The organism is Symbiobacterium ostreiconchae (genome assembly GCF_055396975.1).
Window position 1 is genome coordinate 103,579 of sequence record NZ_AP042454.1, and the last position, 19,663, is coordinate 123,241.

Sequence of the window (19,663 nt, forward strand, 5' to 3'; positions counted from 1 at the left end):
GCGCACTCGGGTACCCCGACACCGTCTCCCCGGCCTGCGGAAACGGCGCCGGAGCGTGCGCGTCTATCACCTCCCGTGACCAGCAATCCCATAATGGCACCTTCCGGGTTACGCGAACGCCCTGCGCGCGATCGTCGACATCTCCGCCAACTGCTGCGGGCTGATGGCGATGTCGAAGACCTGCTCCATCACCGACGTCCAACCGTGGATGAAGTAGATCCAGCCGTCGTGGATCTGCAGGGACCGCTCCTGTGCCTGGCGCTCGGCCTGGTGCAGGAAGTCCAGCGCACCCCGGTAGTTTAACTCCCAGACAATGCCCCGCTCGGGGAACCGGGCCTCGTCGCTGATGGGAGAGCCTGGCCTGTCCTTGCCCATGCCGGTGGCGTTGATCACCATCGAGCAGGGGGGCAGGGCGGCCATCAGCCCATCATTGGTGGAAGCCTCGGCGCTCAGGATGTACTCGACCTCGGTGTCGGAATCCAGCGCCGAGAGAATCCGCCGCATCGACGCCAGCCGGTCGGGGTCCTTGTCCACCGCCACGATCCGGCGCGGGCGGTCGGCCGGGTCAGGCCGGGTCATCAGGTGAAGCGAGATGGCGATGCCGGCGCCGCCGGCGCCCAGACAGAGCACCTCGCCGCCGGTCCGGCCCCAGTGGCCGGGCTCCAGCATCGAGTCCAGGGTGCGGCCCGAGGAGATCGGGTCCTTGGCGTGCCCCTGGAAGCTCGCGCCCCGCTTTGAGAGGCAGGAGACCTCTCCCAGCATCTGCGCGTAGGGGTCCAGGTAGTCGAACATGTCCCGGCAGGCGCGGTAGAGGTCGATCTTGTGCGTCGTCACCAGGGCGCCCAGGTGGTTCGGGTCGGCCTTGATGCCCTCCACGACCTCCCGGTACCGCTCAGGCGGTGCGCCGATGGGGATGTCGCACCCCTTCATCCGAACGTCCTTCAGTCCCAGATACTCGGCCCAGGCAGGAAACACTCGCATGATGGCAGACTGTCCGGTCGTCACTCCGATGAAGCCGAAATACTTTTCCATGTCACTCCGCCTCTCATTGCTGAACTGGAACATTACCCCGCCGGCCTGGCGATGCGGCCGTAGATGTTACCGCCAAGCAGCGCGGCGATCTCCTCCGGAGCCACGCCCAGTCGCTCAAGGCGGGGACGAACGATCCGAATCAGGCCGAGCATTCCCGGGCCGCCCGAGCGGAACCGCCACTGGGCGGCATCGGCCAGGTCCAGGGCGCAGGCAACTGCGCCGGAAACCCCCTCCTGCAGCAGGCCCTCCAACAGGGGCCAGACCCGGGTCTCGGGCTCGTACTTGGGCCGCAGGAAGGTGTCAAACTCCAACAGGAAGCCGGCGGCTGCAAGCTCACGGTGCAGCGCCGGGTCCGGGCGCTTGTCCACGTGGCAGAGCACCACGCGGGTCGGAGAGATGCCCTCCCGCAGGAAGAACTCAACGAGCCCTTCCACCCCGCGCCCCTGCTCCGTGTGCACCAGGATGGCCGCCCCGGTCCGGCGGCTCGCCTCGCAGGCGGCGGCGAAGAGCCGGACGTAGCGCGGGTCGGTCAGCGCGCCGGGGTGGGCCGTCTTGATCACGCCCGCCGGGTGGGCGGTGCGGCGGCCGTCGGGCGACTCCATACCGAGGGTCAGCTCCGCAGCGAACCGGTCGGCCAGCTCCTCCGGGGAGGCGGTCCATGTCCAGGCGTCCGGCGGGTAGTAGCGCTCCAGGTGGAAGCCGGTGGAGGCCACGATCTCCAGACCGGTCGCCCGGGAGATGGCCGCCAGCTTTTCCGGATCCCTTCCGGCCCCCGGGGGCTGGCAATCGACGGCCCCGATGCCGCCTTCCGCACGCAGCTCGGCCAGTTCGGCGACGATGGCCTGCTCATCGGCCAGGACAGGGGCATCGGCGGCCTGGACCCCCTCGGGAGGGCTGATCCACAGGTGGGCGTGCGCATCGACAACGCCGGCGGGCCGGGAGGGACGCGGTCCGAGCACGGTGATCACCGCCGGGTTGGGTGGCTGCCGACCGTTTGGCGTGCTGACTTGGTCCATGTGGGTACCACCTTCGTTGTGCGGATGTGTAGACCGAAGTTGTCATGTTGTCTGGTTGCCTTGTTGTCATGATGTCAACATGTCCACTTGTCTTTACAAGTTAGGTTCTGGAGCGCCCCCAGTTTCCTCCTCCCTACCCGTGTTTTTTCTCGGAAATACCCGCAGTTTTCTATTCAGACTTCCTGGGATGTGTACTTGACGGTGATCAGACCGGCGGCCGGCCGGGGGGTGGCGTCCCAGCAGGCGGCGGGCCTGTGGCCTATCGGCGGCCGGCAGCCGGGCGCAGTCCCGCAGGCGGACGCCCGGCGGCGCCCGCGGTGCAGCTCCCGCCGGTGCCTACCTCAGTATAGCAGAAAACCACAACAGCCCGGTATGACTCGTTAGTTCCGGTTTTCTCTCATACCAGTTAGCGCCACCGGCGTGCGTCGATAGACGAACAGATCAAGTGACCGGCGCGCACGAAAAAGCAGGCCGGGCAACAGGCCCCGACCTGCCAGGCAGACTGCTAGATCGCCGGGTGAAAGATCTCCACGGTGCGGCTAGCGCCGCTCCAGCGGACCTCCCCGCCGAGCGTCTCCACGATGAACCGGAGCGGCACATGGGTCCGGTCGGCCCAGATGACCGGGGGAGTGTCCAGCAGGATCCGCTCCCCGTCGACGGCAGCCTCGGAGACGCCGATGGTGAGCCGGATCTCCCGCTCCCCCTGCACGATCTCTGCGGTGCGGCTCTCCGGCTGCCACCGGACCTCCGCTCCCATCAGCTCCGCGATGGCCCGCACCGGTACCAGCGACCGGCCGTCCAGCACGACGACCTCCACCGGGACCGGTTCGCCGTTCAGGAGCACCCCGATGTCCGGCGAGGGAACCGGCGGGTTGTTGGCGGCATACCCCGGCCCGTCGGCGACAAGAACGCCCATTTCCCCGGCGTGGACGTACCGCCCGTTCCCGTAGGCGATCTGCCAGGAAGCGCTCCTCCGCTGGCGCGGTGCAGTGACCTGCCAGTGAACGCCGTCGAGGGAGGTGTACACCGACCCCTGGGTATCGGCGAACATGAACTGGCCGTTAATGAAGTCGCCAAACGTGATGATCGGACTGCCGACCTCCAACACGAGCGTGTCCTGCCAGTCTTTGAGGTTGGAGGAGACGCTGAGGCCGAACTGCGCGATGTTGCTTCCCGTCAGCGGGTCTGTCTGGCCGGTCACCCGGACGGGCCGGTAGGCCACATAGCGCCCGTTCCCGTAGGTGATGATGCGCGGCTGCAGCCCTGGCCCACTGGTCGGCAGGACCTCCCAGGTGATCCCATCGAAGGACGACAGGATCGCAATGACAGGCTTCACGCCGAAGACTCCGGGCTCGCCGCCGCGTTGCTCGGCCAGGAAACGATCGTTGACAAAACTGAGGCTGGCCAGCTCGTCACCCGGAGGGGCGGCGTGCGTCGTCCAGGCTATCCCGTCCAGGGACATGGCGAGGGTCCCGTCCTCCGTCATGCTGAGGAACCGGCCGTTTCCGTACACGATCCCCCGGTGTTTGATTCCGGTCTGAACCCACTCCCACTGGCGCCCGTCCGCCGAAATCCAGACGCCGCCTTTCTGTGCCTGGGCCACCCACCGGCCGGCCCCGTAGACCGCCCAGGCGGCCTCAGGCGGTACCGTGGGCGCACGGGACCACGTCCTGCCGTCGAGGGAGGTCCAGGTGACGTAATTCAGGTAACCGCCGTCCAGTCGGGCGTTCAGGATGAACTGGCCCCCTACGAACTTCACCGACACGGGGTCCGGGATCAGAGTCTCGTCGACCCGGGTCCAGTTCACCCCGTCCTCAGAGGCGAGCAACTCGCCCCACCATCCGGCGACCACGAAGCGGCCGGCGCCATACGCCATGTCGCCCTCCGGCAGGAGCCCTGATGATACGGGAAGTACGCTCCACTGGTTTCCATCCGGGGTGACCAGCAAGTGCCCAAGGTCTTTGATCATCATGTAGCCGTAAGGACCGTAGCGCACCTTTCCCAGTCGATCGTCAAACTCCGTGACCTCAGGAAGATCCGTTTCTGCAGGCCAGGCCCTCGGGTCCCGGAACGGCTTCTCCCAGCGTTCGCCGTCAGCGGAACGGAAGGCGACGCTGCCGCCGGTCAGCCAGAACCAGCCATTTGCGTAGGAAACGTGGCTGAATTCGCGGTCCAGCGTCTTCCGCATCCGCCAGCCATCCGCCGACCACTGGCCGAGCCACGTGCCCGGGCTTCCCGTGAGGATGAACCGGCCGCCGCCGAAAGCAACGGTTACCGACCAGCTACCCCGCAGGGTATCTCCGGCCGGTCAGGTTGCGGGGCCGATCGGAAGCCGGTTACCGACCGGTTACCGACCGAGCCCCATTCGGTGTTCGGGCGAACACCTCAAACCCTTGTGGCAGTTGGTGGTCGCTGAGGGACTCGAACCCCCGACCCCATGCGTGTAAAGCACGTGCTCTACCAACTGAGCTAAGCGACCGTTACGCAAGCAAACAGTATTTTAACATGCCGCGATAGCAGTGTCCAGTGCCGCACAGTGCCGGGGTCTGTCAAGTGAAAGTGGGTACGTCGCACTTCCAAAAGTGTTCTGTATGATTTTGGTTCATGAATTGGCGCCGAATGCGTCTGTTGCCTCTTCTACTTGGTGAAGCCGGCGGCCGCCCTCAGCATCCGAGAGTATCCGCCGCTGGCGTTCCGACCGGCATACAAGATCGGCATGCGCCCGTGGCGGACTCCCTCAATGCCCTGCCCCACGGTCTCCACGACCCGGTGCCGCACCTTTTCCCGAACTGCAGCCAGTGATTCGAGTCCCAGCTGGCGTTCCACCATCTCCACGGCCCCACGCAAAGTGCCGTGAAAGTAGGCGGCCAGCACGTGCATCATCGCCTTCAAGCCCCTCTCGGACCAGCTCCGGCCGACCTTCCGCAGCCGTGCTGAGTACCGCTCCACCGCCCCTTCCGCTGCACCCAGGCCGCGTAACCCTTCCACGCTGACGCCCCGCTCTTGAAGTCGGACGCGGTAGTCCCGTATCGACTCCGGCATCGTCCTGAGGTCGGCCACCAGCCTGCGGATCTCTCCACGACGCTTCGAGTCGGTCTCAGCAGCACGCGCTTCCTCCAGTACCGCCAGCAATCCTCCGGCGTCGTTTGTCTCCAGCGCAGCGTTCGCTCGTTCCAGGAGCCGGGGCTGGTGGCGCAGCACGTGGTTTAGCTCCTGCTTCAGGTGAAACCGGTCGATCTGGTACAGCGCCTTCGGAAACCACGTCACGCCCTCCCGAATCCACCGGGCCCGGTCCCCGTTGATGATCACCCACGTGTCGCTGAGATCGTACTCCCTCTCCAGAAACTCGCTCAACTGCTCCCAGCTGTCCCGTCCGCTGTCGGGAATGAAATCGCGGCGGTTTACCAGCCTGTACTCCGTACCAGCCGGGGTTCGCTCTACCCAACCCTCATGAATCACGAACAGCCGCACTTCCGCCTTCTTGCCGCGCTGACGACCCGGCCAGAATCCATCCGCCTCGATGTACAGGAAGCGGACTTTGCGGGTCCCCCCTTCGGTCACCTGCCGCTGCTTCTGCGCTGCCGCAAGGGCCATTCCCGTCTCGATGCTCCACTGCCGGATCGCCTCGTGGCTGACGTAAACCTGACAGTCCCGCCGCCCCAGCTCTGCTGCCGCACCCCGAAACGATCCGGCCGTCACTGCAGCTTCAACCGCATCTGCCCTGACCGATTCACTCACCCGCTGCCGCTTCGCGATCTGCAGCACCTCATCCAGCAGAAAGACAAAGCGCTTTTCCTCCTGGTCCCAGTAGTAGCGGCGCTTGAATGTGATCGGGCCAAACTTGGTCATGAGGGTGCGGGACCGCATCTCTTTGAACACATACCGCTGGGCGTCCCGGTTTTCATACAGCAAAGTGTCCACCCGCGAGAGTGCCTCAACCAGCACTTCGCGGAAACACTCCACTACCTGCTGCCAAACACCACTTTCAAGTTCCTCAAAGGAAAAGCCGTTGTCTGCACGAATCTCAACCATGACGAGAGATGACCCTCCCTGTGTTGGTGTTTGTTTCCCAGCAACAACACTTTTGGAAGGGGCCATCTCTCGTCCTGCTTTTTTCAGCAGAAATGTTGTGGCCTACCCACGAAAACTTTACTCACACACAGTGCCGCGTAGCTGCCAAGTCAAAGTGGGGTGAGGTTCCTCTCCCTGAGTGTTCGTTCAGCAATTGCGAATGCAAGTATTGCGGCACAGCGCGCCCCTGGTCACACCCCATCCTGCACCTGCTATGCACTCGCCTGCCGGTTGGGGATCATGCGGCTGCGCCACGGAGTCGGCTGTCCGCGGGAGATGAGTTCTGAGGTCGGCACGGTCTGCGCCAGACGCTTCAATCGCCGGCCCAGTTCGCTGTTTCCTGCCGCGCTCGCCAACAGCGGCAGCTGTGCCGCCAACCAGCTTGCAGGGTCCGTCGTGGATAGCCTCTCGATGACCCGGCTCGGGGCATGGCGCCTGTCGACAGCCTTCACCTCGGGCCAGCGCCGCTTCTGCCATCCGTCCAGCCAGTGCTTGAGCTGTCCTTCGGCCTCCAGAGCGCGAATCTGCGCCATGTGGTGCGCCCCGCTCGTTCCCCAGCTCATCCCCTTCTTTGTCATCCGCACGGCAAGGACATGGTTAATCTCGGCCTCCGCCGCACCGAGACCTCTCGCCCCCTCAGGCGCAGGCTTTGGGCCGCCGCGCCAATCCAGCAGCCCGTCCCAGTTCGCCTTCAGGTAGCGCCGCAGTTCCCACACTCGCTTTACCTGGTCCTCGCCCGGGGCCGCAGCCACCGCCTCGTTCAACACCCGCCCAAGACCCTTCAGGTCCCCGCTGCGCACCGCATTCAGCGCTCGCCTGACCAGATCCGGCGCAAGGCCGAGCGCCTCTCGAATTGCCCGATTCCGGTGGAACGGGTCCAGGTACAGTTCCACGTTCGGGAAGTGCTTTCGCGCTTCCTTGATCCACTCCGCTCCATCGCCATTTACGATCACCCGTCCTACCTTCTCCGGGTCGTACCGTTGGGCAAAGCAGATGTCCCCACGCTCCCAAAACGCCTCTGCCTGCATGTACCCGGCCCAGACCGCCTTGTTCACCAACCGGAACCGCTCGCCTGCCGGGCTCTCGGCCTCCCATCCCTCGTGCATCACGGCCAGCTTCAACTCCGCCACTCTCTGGCATTCCCGCTGCAGCGGAATGTACATGCCGTCTGCCTCGATCACCACCATCTCAGCGCCACGGCCTTCGCTCTCAGGTGCCTGACCCCGTTCAAAAACCGCCTGCACCTCTTCACGGAACTGCCGATCCCGCTCCTGTCCCGCCTCCTGCAGCCACCGGTGCACCTCCTGGTGGCTGACAGGTACCTTCAGATGTTCCTGCAGCACAGTCGCCGCCTCGCGAAACGACATCCTCGCCGCCAGCTCCACCGCCAGTTCCTGCACCAGCGGGCAGAAGCGCTCCTCCGGCAGCAGCCCCAGCATCTCGTCCAGCGGATAGCGGTACGCCCAGCTGCCGTCCGGTCGCCGCTGTCGGTAGCCACGGCGCTGTAACCGGATCTCCATCCCGAAGAGGCTGACCAGCGTCCGCTCACGCGGCCCGATCGATTCCCACCCCTTCAAGCTCTCGTCTCGCTCCCGCTGGTTCTCGATCTCGGCCAGCACCCTCTCAACCTGCCGGCAGAACTCCGCCGCCAGCTTCTCCAACAGCCACTGAACAAGATCCTTGAAGGACGTCACAGAATCCGCTACCTTGAACATAGGACCTCCCCCACGGAATCCTTCGGGATTCTGAGTGTGTGGCCACTCAGGGGAGGTCTTTACTATTTCAGGTTCGCAGGTCCTGCTTGCCCCAATTTGATGTTACTCAAAGCAGTGCCGCGCAGTCTGCGGCCAAACTTACAACAATCGTATGCGCAGGGTCAAAGCGCAGTCAAGATCCCAGCTCTCGCCCCCCTCCGACCTCCACCCACAGCCGGTCCATCCCCAGGCCCCGCACCGCCGTGCCCGCGACCGTCCAGACCGCCGGCGGGGCCCCGCGGCCCTCAGCCTCCCCGCCGCCCGCGCCCGGCGTCAGGGTGACGTGCCGCAGCCCGCCGGGGCAGCGCAACAGGCACCGCAGGCCGTTTCCGCAGGGCACGGCGTCCAGGACCCGGTGCCCCGGCTCGCCCAGCGCGTGCCAGTTCCCCGCGGCCCCCGTCCGCGGCAGGGACACCTCCACGCCCCCCTCCGGGACGCGTCGGGCCCGCACCTCTGCCCGCGCGCCGACCGCGGCCAGGCTGATCTGGGCATCCACACCGCCGGGTAACTCCACCCGCGCCGTCACTGGCGCAGTGCGCATCGCCTTCACCGGTGCGTCGTGTCCCGCGCGCGCCGAAGCCGCGCGCCCCGCCCCGAACGGCTCGCCCCGGATCTCCAGAAAGGCCCGGCCGCCGGCGCGGCGGATCCGGGCGCGCAGGGCCGTCCAGGGGCCCGGCGTGCACGTGTGCGCCAACCCGCCCGTGTGGGCCAACCCCGTATCCAGCCGGACCCGCCGCCACGGCTCCACCGGCGGAGCCGCGTCCTCCCGGGGAAAGAGCGGCTCGTCCAGCTCCACCGTCGCCACCGCCTGGCCGACCACCTGCTCCAGCCGATACCAGTCGCCGCCCAGCTTCCGGTGGACCGGCCGCAGGGCCGTCAGCCCGAGCCCCAGCAGCAGGTGCGCGCGCAGATCCCCGCCCGCCCCCGCCCGGGTCAGCCGCTCCACCTGCGCCACCGGCTCCAGCCTGTCCCCCTCGCGGAGCCCGGGGATCTCCATCAGGGCGCTGAACGGAACCTCACGGCCCGTCCAGCGGCCCCGGCCCGAACGGTCCGCCCAGGCCACGTCCAGTGCCACTGCGCCGGAGACCAGGGCCAACCCGTCCCGGATCACATTCGCCTCCAGCCGGGCCACCGCCGCATCCACGCGCCGCACCGCCGCCGGTTCCACCGGCCCCGCCTGTGCGACGTCACGGCCGCCAGCGCCCCCGCCGCCCATCCCGGGGCGGCCAGCGTCGGGGGCCGCCTCCGGCTCCCCCCGGCACGCCACCGCCACGTGGAGCCAGCCCTCCACCGCTCCTTCCGGCCCGACCCGCAGGTCCAGCCCTTCCACCGCCGCAAAGGCCCGCCAGCACAGGTGGGGGTTCAGGTCGACGGCCAGCCGCCGGCAGAAGGAGACGACGCGCACGAGGCGCGCCGCCGGCGCCTCCAGCGTCACCGCGGCGCGGCCCCGGAGCAGCAGGAAGCCAGGCCCGACGGAGGGAATGCAGAACAGCTCCACCCGCACGCCGGCCACGCCCTCGACGCCCCAGGCGGTGAGCTGGAAGGGCAGGCGAAACCGGTCCGTCAGCCGCTCCCGCCCCGCCCGGGCGGGCATGGTTCCCAGCGACAGCAGCAGCGACTCGCCCTCCGCCTGGCAGCCGGCCAGCCGCAGGCGGCGCCCAGGCGCCAGGTCGGTGTGGAGCCAGCCCCGATGGACCCCCACGCGCCCCGACGGGTCGCCGTACCGCACCACTACCCGCACCCGGCCGCAGAGGCCGGCCGGCGAGGCGCCCGCGACGGGGCGGACCGGGCTCAGCGACACACCGACCGCCGCTGCCGGCCTGTCCACCCATGCGCGGTAGAAGAGCACCTGTCCCACCTCAGGGCACGTATACGCCGCACCGCCGCGCGCCAGAACCGCATTTCATCATTCATCCTGGAGAGGAAAAAGAAGGAAGAAGGTCGAACTAGTCTCCGTCCCAAACCCGACGACCGAGGTGAACCGGATGGAACCGTTCGCGGAACACCTCTACCAGCGTCTGGCGGAGGGGATCCTGCTGGCCGAGTGCCCCCGGCTGGAGGAGGCCTACGTCCTCTCCCTCTATGTCGATTTCGACGACGGGCCCCAGCGCATGAAACTCTGGCTCTACTACAACACCCCCTGGCACCTGCGCCAGTCCATCGACCAGGGGGAGGCGCCGGGCGAGGCCCGGTGGTACTTCGCCCTGTGGGAGCCGGAGTTCATCACCGCCGTGGGGCTCAGCGCGGAGGAGTGCCGCCGCATGGCCGATACCGAGAGCCACCGGCTGCTGGCCCGCTGGCTCGCGCGCAGGGGCCTTTACCGCAGCCCCGGACAGCTTACCGCCCTCCTGGAGGATCCGAGCCGGTACGACGCGTGGGAGAGCGCCGCCCGCCGGGCGCTCCTGGAGCTGGTGGTCCGGGTGGCACGGCGGCTGCACGACTCCGGGGTGATCCTGAGCCGGTTCGGCCGGCTCCTGCCCCTGCTGGTCCACCAGTGGGAGTACGACCGCTGGTGCCTGGAGGCCAGCCGCAAGGTAAACCCGCCGGGGCTCATCGACGAGTTCGAGCGGTGGTGGTGGCTGGAGTGGTCCTGCGGTTAGCCCGCGCGCCGGGGGAGGCGCCCCGCTGGGGAGCGCCTCCCCCTTTTCCGCCCCCGGCGCCAGGACTGCTGTACAGCCACCCGGCGCCCTGGCCCCGGTGAGCGGGGGCGGATGCTTAACCGGCCGCCAGCGGCAGCCCGGTGAAGGGCGCCTGGGCAATGCGGATGGGATGCTCCTGGCTGGCGACGACGCAGATCAGGATCACCGTGCGCTGCAGCAGCCGCCGGAAGACGGGGCGGCCCTCGTCGTCGTCGCAGTCGTCGCCGTGATGGCTCACCCACACCTTGTCGAGCAGGTCGAAACCGACGTGCTCCACCACGGGGGTGACGGAGATCTCGTCGCCGGGGTTCACGCCGGGCAGGTCGACGAAGGTGGTGAACGGGATGTCCTCGCCCTGGTGGCGCACGATGTCGTCCTCGCCCACGAAGAAGATCTGCTTGTGGAGCGTGCCGGTGACGATCACCTTGTTGGGGATGACCTCCACGGCCACGTCCTCGACCCGGGCCTGGATCTCCTGGATCTTCTGGGCCGGCTTGTTCAGGTCGGCCACGTTCTCCACCAGCACCTGCCGCTCGCCGGTGGCGACGACCCGGGAGGCCATCACCTGCGGACCGGTGGGATCCTCGGCGACGTTGATCTCGCAGGTGCGGGTGACCTTGATGAACAGCGAAAGCACCACCCGCTGCCGGAGTTCCACGCCATCGGAGAGCACCTTGTCAACCCGGACGATCTGCGCCTGCAGCGTGACGTTGTCGCCGGGCTCCGCGCCGCAGACGTCGGCGATGCCCGAGAAGGGGATGCGCTCCTCCTGGAAGAGCTCCACATCCTCATCCGAGATGTAGAAGATATTCTTCACCAGGGTTCCCTGGAACATCACCTGGTCGCTGGTGGCCTCTGCCTTCACGTCCTCCAGGGACACCTGCAGGTCACGGATCTTGATGGCCCGCCGGTCCAGCTCGATGCAGTTCTCGATGGTGACCGCCTTGGTGGCCTCGCCCACCACGCACTCCGCCTTCACCAGCGGCCCCCGGGGGTTGAGGCGCACGTTGACCTGGCAGTCCTCCGAGACCCTGACGACGAACTGGACGATCACCCGCTGTACAACTTCCTGCCCCCACTCCAGGTTGAAGCTCACCTTGGCGATGTTCGCCTTGACCTCCGCTGTATCGCCTGCCTTGGCCCCTGGGCAGTTGACGAAGGTGGTGAACGGCACGTCCTCAGGAACGTGATGTACATGGTGATCTTCGCCGACAAAGAAGATCTGCTTGTGGACCACGCCCGAGATGCAGACCTGGTCGTCAATGACGTCCGCTTCCAGGTCGACGATGCGGGCCTGGATTTCGGCGATCTTCTTCGCCTTGCGCGGCAGCTTGAAACGCGACTCGATGCAGGCCTCGCCAGTATTCTCGCACACCAGACACTGAAGTTTCAGAAGCTGGGTGCTGAGCAAGTCGGCCACGCTCGACTTCCCCCTTCCATAGCGTTGACCCCAGGGGCGGCGCCGCGAAGGGAAGCTATGTGGCGGACCGCACTCGGGGTGGAGTGGCGGGCACGCGCCCGCCTCCTGCTGGTTATGATATGTACCCCCGCGTCAACCGGTGCGAAGGCCCGCGAAAATGCGCCCGCTCCGCCCTGCATGCCCGCACTTCCAGTCAAGCAGACTGAGTATCAGGCAGACGCCCTACCCGACCAGGTGTGTAAACTGTGCAAAAGTCCCTCTAGGAATCTTTACCGTTTCCCGGTATGATTGAGAACGAATGAACAAAGTCTGCATCGGTGGGTAAGGAGTGTGACTATGTCGGTCCGAATCTGGGGAATCGTCGGCACGGGGCCGGCCGGGCGCGGGATCGCGCAGCTGGTCGCGACCCAGGGCCTGGAAGTGATCATGCTCGGGCAGGCGCCCGAGGAGCTGGAACAGGCCCGCCGGCAGATCGAGCTTTCGCTGCAGCACGAGATCGAACGCTGGGCCATCACCGAGTCCGAGAAGCGGGCGATCCTGGCCCGCATCTCCATGACCACGGATATGACGGAGATGGCGAAGGCGGACTTCGTCATCGCCACCCGGGTCGTGGACATCGAGGAGGACAAGGAGATTTTCCGCACGCTGGACCAGGTCTGCCGGCGCGAGGTGATCCTCGCCTCCAACACCTCGACCCTCTCCATCACCGAGATGGCCTCCGCCACCAATCGGCCTGACCGGGTGATCGGCTGCCACTTCCTGCAGCCGATTCCCCGCACCCGGGTGGTGCAGGTGGTCCGCGGCCTGAAGACCAGCGACGAGACCGTCGCCGAGGTCATGGCGCTGGTGGAGCGGATCGGGCGGACCGGCGTGGAGGTGTTCGAATCGCCGGGCTACATCACCACCCGGCTGATCGTTCCGCTCATCAACGAGGCCTGCCAGGTGCTGATGGAAGGCGTCGCCTCGGCCGAAGACATCGACACCGCCATGCGGCTGGGCTTTGAAATGCCCCGGGGTCCCCTGGAGATCGCAGACCGCATCGGCCTGGACACCGTGCTGGTCATGGCCGAGCGGCTCTGGCGGGAGTACGGCGACCTGAAGTACCGGCCGGCCCCCATCCTGAAGAAGCTGGTGCGCGCGGGCCACCTGGGCGTGGAGACCGGTGTGGGCTTCTTCAAGTACGATGCCGAAGGCGATCGGATCAAGGACGGGGGGACAGGCCGATGAAGATCCTGGTGCTCAACTGCGGGTCGTCGTCCATCAAGTATCAGCTCCTGGACATGACGACAGAAACGGTGCTGGCCATCGGCAAGGTCGAGCGGGTCGGCATGGAAGACGCCATCTTCGAGTACAAGGGCGCCGGCGAGAAGATCAAGGAGATCGGCACGATCCTCGACCACACCGCCGGCGTGCGCAAGGTGCTGAAGGCCCTGACGGATCCCGTCCACGGCGTCATCCAGAAGCCGGAGGAGATCGCGGCGGTGGGCCACCGGGTGGTCCACGGCGGCGAGGCGTTCGTCAGATCGGTGCTCATCGATGACGAGGTCAAGCGCACGCTCAGGGACCTCTTTGACCTGGCCCCGCTGCACAACCCGGCCAACCTCACCGGCATCCTGGCGGCCGAGGCGGCGCTGCCGCACGCCCCCGGCGTTGCGGTGTTCGACACCGCCTTCCACGCCACCATGCCCCGCAAGGCGTTCCTCTACGCCCTGCCGTACGTGATGTACAAGCGGCACAAGGTCCGCCGCTACGGCTTCCACGGCACCTCCCACAAGTACGTGTCGCAGCGGGCCGCAGACCTGCTGGGCCGGCCGCCGGAGGAAGTCAACGTGATCACCTGCCACCTGGGCAACGGCTCCTCCGTCACGGCCGTGCAGGGCGGCAAGTCGGTGGACACCTCCATGGGCTTCACGCCGCTGGCGGGCCTGATCATGGGCACCCGCGCCGGCGACCTGGACCCCGGGGTCATTCCCTATATCATGGCCCGGGAAGAGATCGGCATCTCCGAGGTCAACTCGATGCTCAACAAGCACAGCGGCATGCTGGGCATCTCGGGCATCTCCAGCGACCTCAGGCAGATCGAGGAGGAGATGGACAACGGCGATCCGCGGGCCATCGAGACCTTCGAGATGATGGAGTACCGGCTGCGCAAGTACATCGGCGCCTACGCCGCGGTCCTGGGCCGGGTGGACGCCATCGTGTTCACCGGCGGCATCGGGGAGAACTCGCCCCGTTTCCGCAAGGCGGTCTGCGAGAACCTGGGCTTCCTGGGCGTCACCTTCGACGAGGAGGCCAACGAGTGCCGGGGCGTGGAGCGGATCATCTCCGGCCCCGACTCCAAGGTGGCGGTCATGGTCATCCCCACCAACGAGGAGCTGATGATCGCCCGGGAGACGGCGGAACTGGTCGCCGGCCTGCGCAAGTAACCCTTCATACGGAGGCGGTGCACCCCCCGGTGCACCGCCGTTTTTCGTACCCTTGCGCCACGCCCGCCCATTCTGCGTGCCGGGAGTGCCCCCGTTCGCCCCACCCGCCCGGCCTGCGCACCGGGAACGCCCCCGTTCACACCGCCCGCCCGACCTGCACACCCGGAACGCCCCCGTTCGCACCGCCCGCCAGCCTGCGTACCGGCAGCGCCCCCGTCGCACCGCCCGCCCGGCCTGCGCACCGGGAGCGTTACTCTGGCCGTCCCGCCGCGCACCAGCACAAAGGCCAGGGCATTCACCCTGGCCTTCGGCACTATGCATGTTTCGCTACCGATTAAAGAACCCGTGGATCCAGAGCCGGAGCGAGTCCCAGAGCCGCTTGAAGAAGCCGCCCTGCGGCACGTCCTCCGCCGCGACCAGGTCGATCCGGGCGACCTCCTTGCCGTCGGCGGCGAAGATCACCTCGCCCAGCTTCTGCCCCTTCTCTACCGGGGCGATCACGGACGCCTCCTGCCGGACCGAGGCGGTGAGCGACGACTCCAGCCCCTTCTCCAGCACCAGCGTCGGCGCGCCGCCGGCCGGCTCCAGGTTCAGCTCGTTGGCGGCGCCCTTCCAGACCCGCACCGTGCTGAACTCGGGCATCTGCGGCTTCACGGTGACGAAGTTGTTGAAGCCCCAGCTGAGGAGCGCCGCGCCTTCGGCCTCCCGCTTGGCCGATCCCTCGGGGATCGAGTTGGCCTGGATGCCCAGCAGCACGCCGATCAGCCGCATGTTCCCGCGCTTGGCCGTCACCGCCAAGTTGAACCCGGCCTCGTCCACGTAGCCGGTCTTCAGGCCGTCCACGCCGTCGTAGGTCCAGAGCAGGCCGTTGCGGTTATCCTGCGGGATGGGCTTGTGCGCCTCCGGCGAGGTCACCGCCTGCCGGGCGTCGGAAAGATTCTCATATTGCGGATATGCAAAGGACTTCTGGCTGTGCAGCATCTCCAGCGAGTCCGGGTGAAGCTGGATATACAGCCGGGCGAACTCGGCGAACTCACGGGCCGTCACCTGATTCTGCGGCGAAAGGCCGTGGGGATCGACGAAGTGGAACGTCCTGAAGCCGAGCGCCTGCGCCTCGGCGTTCATCTGCTCCACGAAGGCGGACACCGAACCCGCCATATGTTCCGCCAGGGCCACCGAAGCGTCGTTGCCCGACACGATCGCGATGCCCTTCAGGATCTCGCCCACCGTGACCTTGTCGCCGGGCTCCAGGAACATCAGGGACGAGTCGGGGAAGTTGGCCGCCCACGCGTTCTCGCTGACCACCACGGGATCCTCCAGGCGCATCTGGCCCGCCTCGATGCGCTTGAAGGCCAGGTGCAGGGTCATCAGCTTGGTCAGCGAGGCCGGCGAGATGGGCTCGTCCGGGTTTTTCTCGTAGAGCACCTGACCCGTCTCGAAGTCCATCAGTACCGCGGCCCGCGCCTCCAGGTCCAGGGCGGGTGCTGCCTGCGCGGGTGCGGTGAGCGTTCCGGTCAGCAGCACGGCCAGCAAGGCCACCAGCGCGATGGCCCAAGCCGGGCGAAGTCGCTTTCGATTAAGCAAAGGGCACCCTCCTAGTGCGAGACTCGCGAAGCAGCAGTCTCGCCGGCCCCTGCACGCTGCCAGACCCCCCCGTCCGTCGCGTTCTCCTCACCCGCCGCCAGCGCCCGCAGCACCCCGGGCCCCGCAGCGGCGATCGCCGCAGGCACCACGCGGGCCGGCAGCCCCGCCTCCACGAGGCGTCGGTGGAGCTCGTCGCGCGCCCCGGCCAGGACCTCGGCCACCGCGCGGACCGCCGCTTGCACGGTCTGCTCGTCGCCCTGCACCACCGGGCCCAGATCGGCCAGCAGCTTTGCCAGCAGGTCCGCATCGGCGGGCTCGACGTGGTCGAGCACGACGACGCCCGGAGCGCCCAGCTCCAGTTCCCGGTGATGGCCGATGATCTTGGCAGCGGCCACGCGCACCCCGTCATCCGCCAGCTCCGCCGTCTGCAGATCGGGGGCCATGTTGACCACCAGGGCGCCTTCCGACAGGTGGGGCTTGATGTCCGCCACCGTCTGCGGCACCTCCGGGGTCGCCACGGCCAGGAACACCACCCGGCAGCCGCGCACGGCGCTGACCTGGTCGGAGGCGATGCCGCCGACCTCATCGGCCAGGGCCACTGCCGCCGCCTTGGGGCGCCCGATGATCACCTTGCGGGCAGAGCTGGGGATGCGATGCGCCAGAATCGACGCCAGCGGTCCGGCGCCGATGATCGCGATCTTGTCGTTCACCGCGCTGCCTCCTCGCAGAATGGGTACAGGACACTGAAAGTGTGCCCATCCTCTGCCGGAGGCAATCGCCGCGGCGCGGGGGCGCTGCGTATGTGAGGAGCTATCCACATCGAAGGTCGGCAACTGCACGAGCCGGACAGACAGCACGCCTGCTTCAACGGCTACCATTATACACGAGTATGACGACCGCCGGTGCAGGGAGGTCGCGGAAAACGGGAGCAGACCGGCAGGTCCGCTCCCGCTGTGCCCTCCTGCATCCGGGGTCCGAGTCTAGAGGTAGACGGCCCGGTGCGACCAGCCCGCCTCCAGCGGCACCTCGTCCACCAGCCGGCGGACCAGATCGGGCCCGTACTTCACCAGGTACGGGAAGATGCTGAACCCGCGCTCCTGCAGCCCGTGGGGCGTGAGGTTCGCCCGCACCCGGTCGAACTGGCGCAGGGCCGTCTCGCAGTTCTTCCGGTGCTGCTGCTTCGCCTTTTCCTCCAGCCGGCTGATCTGGTGCTCGATCTGCCGCCGGTTCTCCTCCACCATCTGGCTCAGCCCCGCGTCCAGCTGCAGCACCAGGGCGGACAGCTCGCCGTGCCGGCGGGCGAAGTCCTCCCGGAAGGCCGCGAACGCCTGCGCGATCCCCAGCCGGTCCTCCCGCTCCAGCAGTTCCTGCTTGCGCTCGTCCAGCCGGTGGAAGGCGTCGTCCAGGGTGAGGCCGTGCTTCTGCAGGATGCGTGCGATGGGCGGCTCCACCAGGGTGAAGCCCTCCCGGGGCACGACGATCGGCATCTGCTGGCCCATCGCCCGGTACACATCCCGCAGCAGGCCGAAGTAGCTGATCTCCCCCGGCCCGCCGACGTAGAACAGGTCGGGCAGCAGGAACGACTGCACCACCGGCCGCAGCACGACGTTGGTGGAGAACCGCTCCGGATGCCGCCGGGCCAGATCTGCCAGTTCGGTCCGGCTCCAGGAGAGGTCGGGACGGCCGCGCACCCAGACCCGGTCCCCCTCCCCCACCAGGGGCAGCCGGTCGCCATCCACATAAATGAAGAGGTTCAGGCTGCCGGGCGTCTGCTCGAGGGTACAGGCAAACCCCAGCCGCTGCTCCCACCGGTCCATGCCCTCGGCGCAGGCGGTCTCCACCTCCCCCTGCCGCTCCAGGACGCGGGCAAAGAAGGGCGCCTCGATGCGCCTGAGCAGCGGGTCGGCCGAGTTGAGGAACACCAGGCCGGTGCCGCGGAAGAGCCACGCCATCAGCCGGCCGAACCAGTCGGCCAGCGAAGGCTGACCGCCGGTGGCCGCCGGGTCGAGCGCGGGCCCGGCCGCCGCAGCCTCCCGGAGGCGCGCGACGACCTCCTCCTTGAACTCGGTGTCCGGCATGAGCGCCGCAAACTCGTCGATCACGTCGGCGACCGAGGGCGGCATGGGCGCCAGGGCCACCGAGCGCCGCTCTCCCTCGAACCGCTCGTGCAGCGTGAGCCGGCGGGCCTCGTTTCCGGCCGGCACCATCACCCAGCTGACCTCGTGCCAGTCGTGGTCCTCGCCGGCGATCCAGAACACGGGGACGACCGGCACCCCGAGCCGCTCGCTCTGCAGCCGGGCCAGCCGGATGGTGGTCATGGCCTTGTAGATGGTGTAGGCGGGCCCGGTGAAGATGCCCGCCTGCTGCCCGGTCACCGCCGCCAGGGTGCCCGGCCGGCCCAGCAGCCGGGCGCCTTCCAGGGCGGCCTCGTCGGCGCCCAGGGCACGGTTGTACCGCTCCAGGGCCGCCGCCACCGCGGCCCGGTCGCCCGCGTAGCCGCCGCCGCGGAGGAACGCCGCACGCCGTTCAAAGCTCTCCTGCAGGCGCCAGTCGTACTCGTAGGCGGGGGCCACGCGCGCCCAATCGCTGAGATACGCCGCCACCGCGTCGCTGCGGCTCAGGGCGATGCCCGGCACCCGTTCGATGTGCATCAGTCAATCACCATAATCTTCCCGGGATGCTCCGCCACGGCCTCGCCGATCACGGCAGCGGTGAGCGTCCCGTGTGCTGTAAGGGCTGCGGCCAGCTCCTCCGCCCGCCCGGCCTCCACCGCGATCAGGAGGCCGCCGGAGGTCACCGCGTCGCAGAGGATCATCCGGACGAGCTCGGGCACCGACTCGGCGAACTCCACGTGCCCCTCGCCGGTCAGGAACCGGAAGTTGGCCTTGGAGCCGCCGGGGAAAGCGCCCTGTTCGGCGTAGTCGTAGGTCGACGGCAGCACGGGCACCGCCCCCGCCTTGATCCGGAGCCCCACCCCGCTGGTGCGGGCCATCTCGGAGGCGTGGCCCAGCAGGCCGAAGCCGGTGATGTCCGTCATGCCCCGGATGTCGAAGGGGGCGAGCACGTCGACGACGTCGTTCAGCTTCGCCATCACCCGGGTCACTTCATCAATGTCCGCCGGAGTGGCGAGGCCTCGCTTGATCGCCGTGGTGATGACGCCCACCCCGATGGGCTTGGTCAGGATGAGCCGGTCGCCCGGCCGCACGCCGGCCTTCGCGCCCACCCGCTCCGGGTGGACCAGCCCCGTCACCGCCAGCCCGTAGGTGGGTTCGGGGCCGTCGATGGAGTGGCCGCCGATGAGCACCGCTCCGGCCTCGGCCACCTTCTCGGCGCCCCCGCGCAGGATCTCGGCGAGGATGCGCTTGTCCAGCTTGCTGACAGGGAAACTCACCAGGTTGAGCGCGGTCACCGGCCGGCCGCCCATCGCGTAGATGTCGGAGAGGCTGTTGGCCGCGGCGATGGCACCGAACCAGTACGGGTCGTCGACGATCGGCGTGAAGAAGTCCGCCGTCTGCACCAGGGCCACCTCGTCGGAGATGCGGTAGACCCCGGCGTCATCCGGCGTGTCGAGCCCGACGATGACGTCCGCGTTCTTCAGGGAGGGAGGCAGGTGCCGGAGCACCTCGGATAGGTCCGCCGGACCTATCTTGCACCCTCAGCCGGACTTGGCGGTGTACTGCGTCAGCCGGATGGCGTCTTCGGGACCGGAGAGCCTCATCGG

14 protein-coding genes and 1 tRNA gene are annotated in these 19,663 nt (G+C 67.7%); 3 read left to right on the plus strand and 12 right to left on the minus strand.

What is annotated here, in order from left to right; genetic code table 11:
* Positions 1-108: 108 nt before the first annotated feature.
* The 7 genes from ACZ5UM_RS00515 to ACZ5UM_RS00545 form a co-directional block, all read right to left on the minus strand.
* Positions 109-1,032, minus strand: coding sequence for a shikimate dehydrogenase family protein (locus ACZ5UM_RS00515; RefSeq protein ID WP_464846129.1), 924 nt, complete (start codon positions 1,030-1,032; stop codon positions 109-111).
* A gap of 32 nt (positions 1,033-1,064) precedes the next feature.
* Complete coding sequence (locus tag ACZ5UM_RS00520; protein WP_464846133.1) at positions 1,065-2,048, minus strand: phosphotriesterase family protein; 984 nt, start codon at positions 2,046-2,048, stop codon at positions 1,065-1,067.
* A gap of 505 nt (positions 2,049-2,553) precedes the next feature.
* Positions 2,554-4,236: a stalk domain-containing protein gene (locus ACZ5UM_RS00525; protein ID WP_464846136.1), complete on the minus strand. Its 1,683-nt coding sequence runs from the start codon at positions 4,234-4,236 to the stop codon at positions 2,554-2,556.
* A gap of 215 nt (positions 4,237-4,451) precedes the next feature.
* Positions 4,452-4,527 (minus strand) — tRNA-Val (locus tag ACZ5UM_RS00530).
* A gap of 158 nt (positions 4,528-4,685) precedes the next feature.
* Entirely contained in the window at positions 4,686-6,146 is a 1,461-nt protein-coding gene (locus tag ACZ5UM_RS00535) for an ISLre2-like element ISSyth4 family transposase (protein ID WP_464846139.1), read from the minus strand.
* A gap of 185 nt (positions 6,147-6,331) precedes the next feature.
* The gene (locus ACZ5UM_RS00540; protein WP_464846141.1) at positions 6,332-7,834 is read right to left on the minus strand and encodes an ISLre2 family transposase; all 1,503 of its coding nucleotides are present in this window, start codon (positions 7,832-7,834) and stop codon (positions 6,332-6,334) included.
* Between the two features lie 172 nt (positions 7,835-8,006).
* Complete coding sequence (locus ACZ5UM_RS00545; protein WP_464846143.1) at positions 8,007-9,722, minus strand: hypothetical protein; 1,716 nt, start codon at positions 9,720-9,722, stop codon at positions 8,007-8,009.
* Between the two features lie 136 nt (positions 9,723-9,858).
* On the opposite strand from ACZ5UM_RS00545, the gene ACZ5UM_RS00550 reads away from it, so the two are divergent.
* The gene (locus tag ACZ5UM_RS00550; protein WP_464846145.1) at positions 9,859-10,473 is read left to right on the plus strand and encodes a hypothetical protein; all 615 of its coding nucleotides are present in this window, start codon (positions 9,859-9,861) and stop codon (positions 10,471-10,473) included.
* 115 nt (positions 10,474-10,588) lie between these two features.
* On the opposite strand, the gene ACZ5UM_RS00555 is transcribed toward ACZ5UM_RS00550, so the two are convergent.
* Positions 10,589-11,932 (minus strand): DUF3794 domain-containing protein, encoded by a 1,344-nt coding sequence (locus ACZ5UM_RS00555; RefSeq protein ID WP_464846147.1) that lies wholly within the window; start codon positions 11,930-11,932, stop codon positions 10,589-10,591.
* Between the two features lie 336 nt (positions 11,933-12,268).
* Between ACZ5UM_RS00555 and ACZ5UM_RS00560 the strand changes: the two genes are divergently transcribed.
* Both ACZ5UM_RS00560 and ACZ5UM_RS00565 read left to right on the plus strand, forming a co-directional pair.
* Positions 12,269-13,159 (plus strand): 3-hydroxyacyl-CoA dehydrogenase family protein, encoded by an 891-nt coding sequence (locus tag ACZ5UM_RS00560; RefSeq protein ID WP_464846148.1) that lies wholly within the window; start codon positions 12,269-12,271, stop codon positions 13,157-13,159.
* Positions 13,156-14,358 (plus strand): acetate/propionate family kinase, encoded by a 1,203-nt coding sequence (locus ACZ5UM_RS00565; RefSeq protein WP_464846152.1) that lies wholly within the window; start codon positions 13,156-13,158, stop codon positions 14,356-14,358. Before ACZ5UM_RS00560 ends, ACZ5UM_RS00565 begins: the two co-directional genes overlap by 4 nt.
* Before the next feature lie 327 nt (positions 14,359-14,685).
* Here the strand turns inward: ACZ5UM_RS00565 and ACZ5UM_RS00570 are convergent, their stop codons facing one another.
* From ACZ5UM_RS00570 to selD, 4 genes are all read right to left on the minus strand, one after another.
* Positions 14,686-15,942, minus strand: a complete 1,257-nt coding sequence (locus tag ACZ5UM_RS00570; protein WP_464846154.1) for a D-alanyl-D-alanine carboxypeptidase family protein — start codon at positions 15,940-15,942, stop codon at positions 14,686-14,688.
* Between the two features lie 11 nt (positions 15,943-15,953).
* On the minus strand, positions 15,954-16,652 hold the full coding sequence (locus ACZ5UM_RS00575) for an NAD(P)-binding domain-containing protein (protein WP_464846156.1): 699 nt from the start codon (positions 16,650-16,652) through the stop codon (positions 15,954-15,956).
* A 270-nt stretch (positions 16,653-16,922) separates the two neighbouring features.
* Positions 16,923-18,593, minus strand: coding sequence for a bacillithiol biosynthesis cysteine-adding enzyme BshC (gene bshC / locus ACZ5UM_RS00580; RefSeq protein WP_464846158.1), 1,671 nt, complete (start codon positions 18,591-18,593; stop codon positions 16,923-16,925).
* The gene (gene selD, locus ACZ5UM_RS00585; protein WP_464846160.1) at positions 18,593-19,660 is read right to left on the minus strand and encodes a selenide, water dikinase SelD; all 1,068 of its coding nucleotides are present in this window, start codon (positions 19,658-19,660) and stop codon (positions 18,593-18,595) included. The genes bshC and selD overlap by 1 nt, the downstream gene beginning before the upstream one ends.
* Between the last annotated feature and the right edge of the window lie 3 nt (positions 19,661-19,663).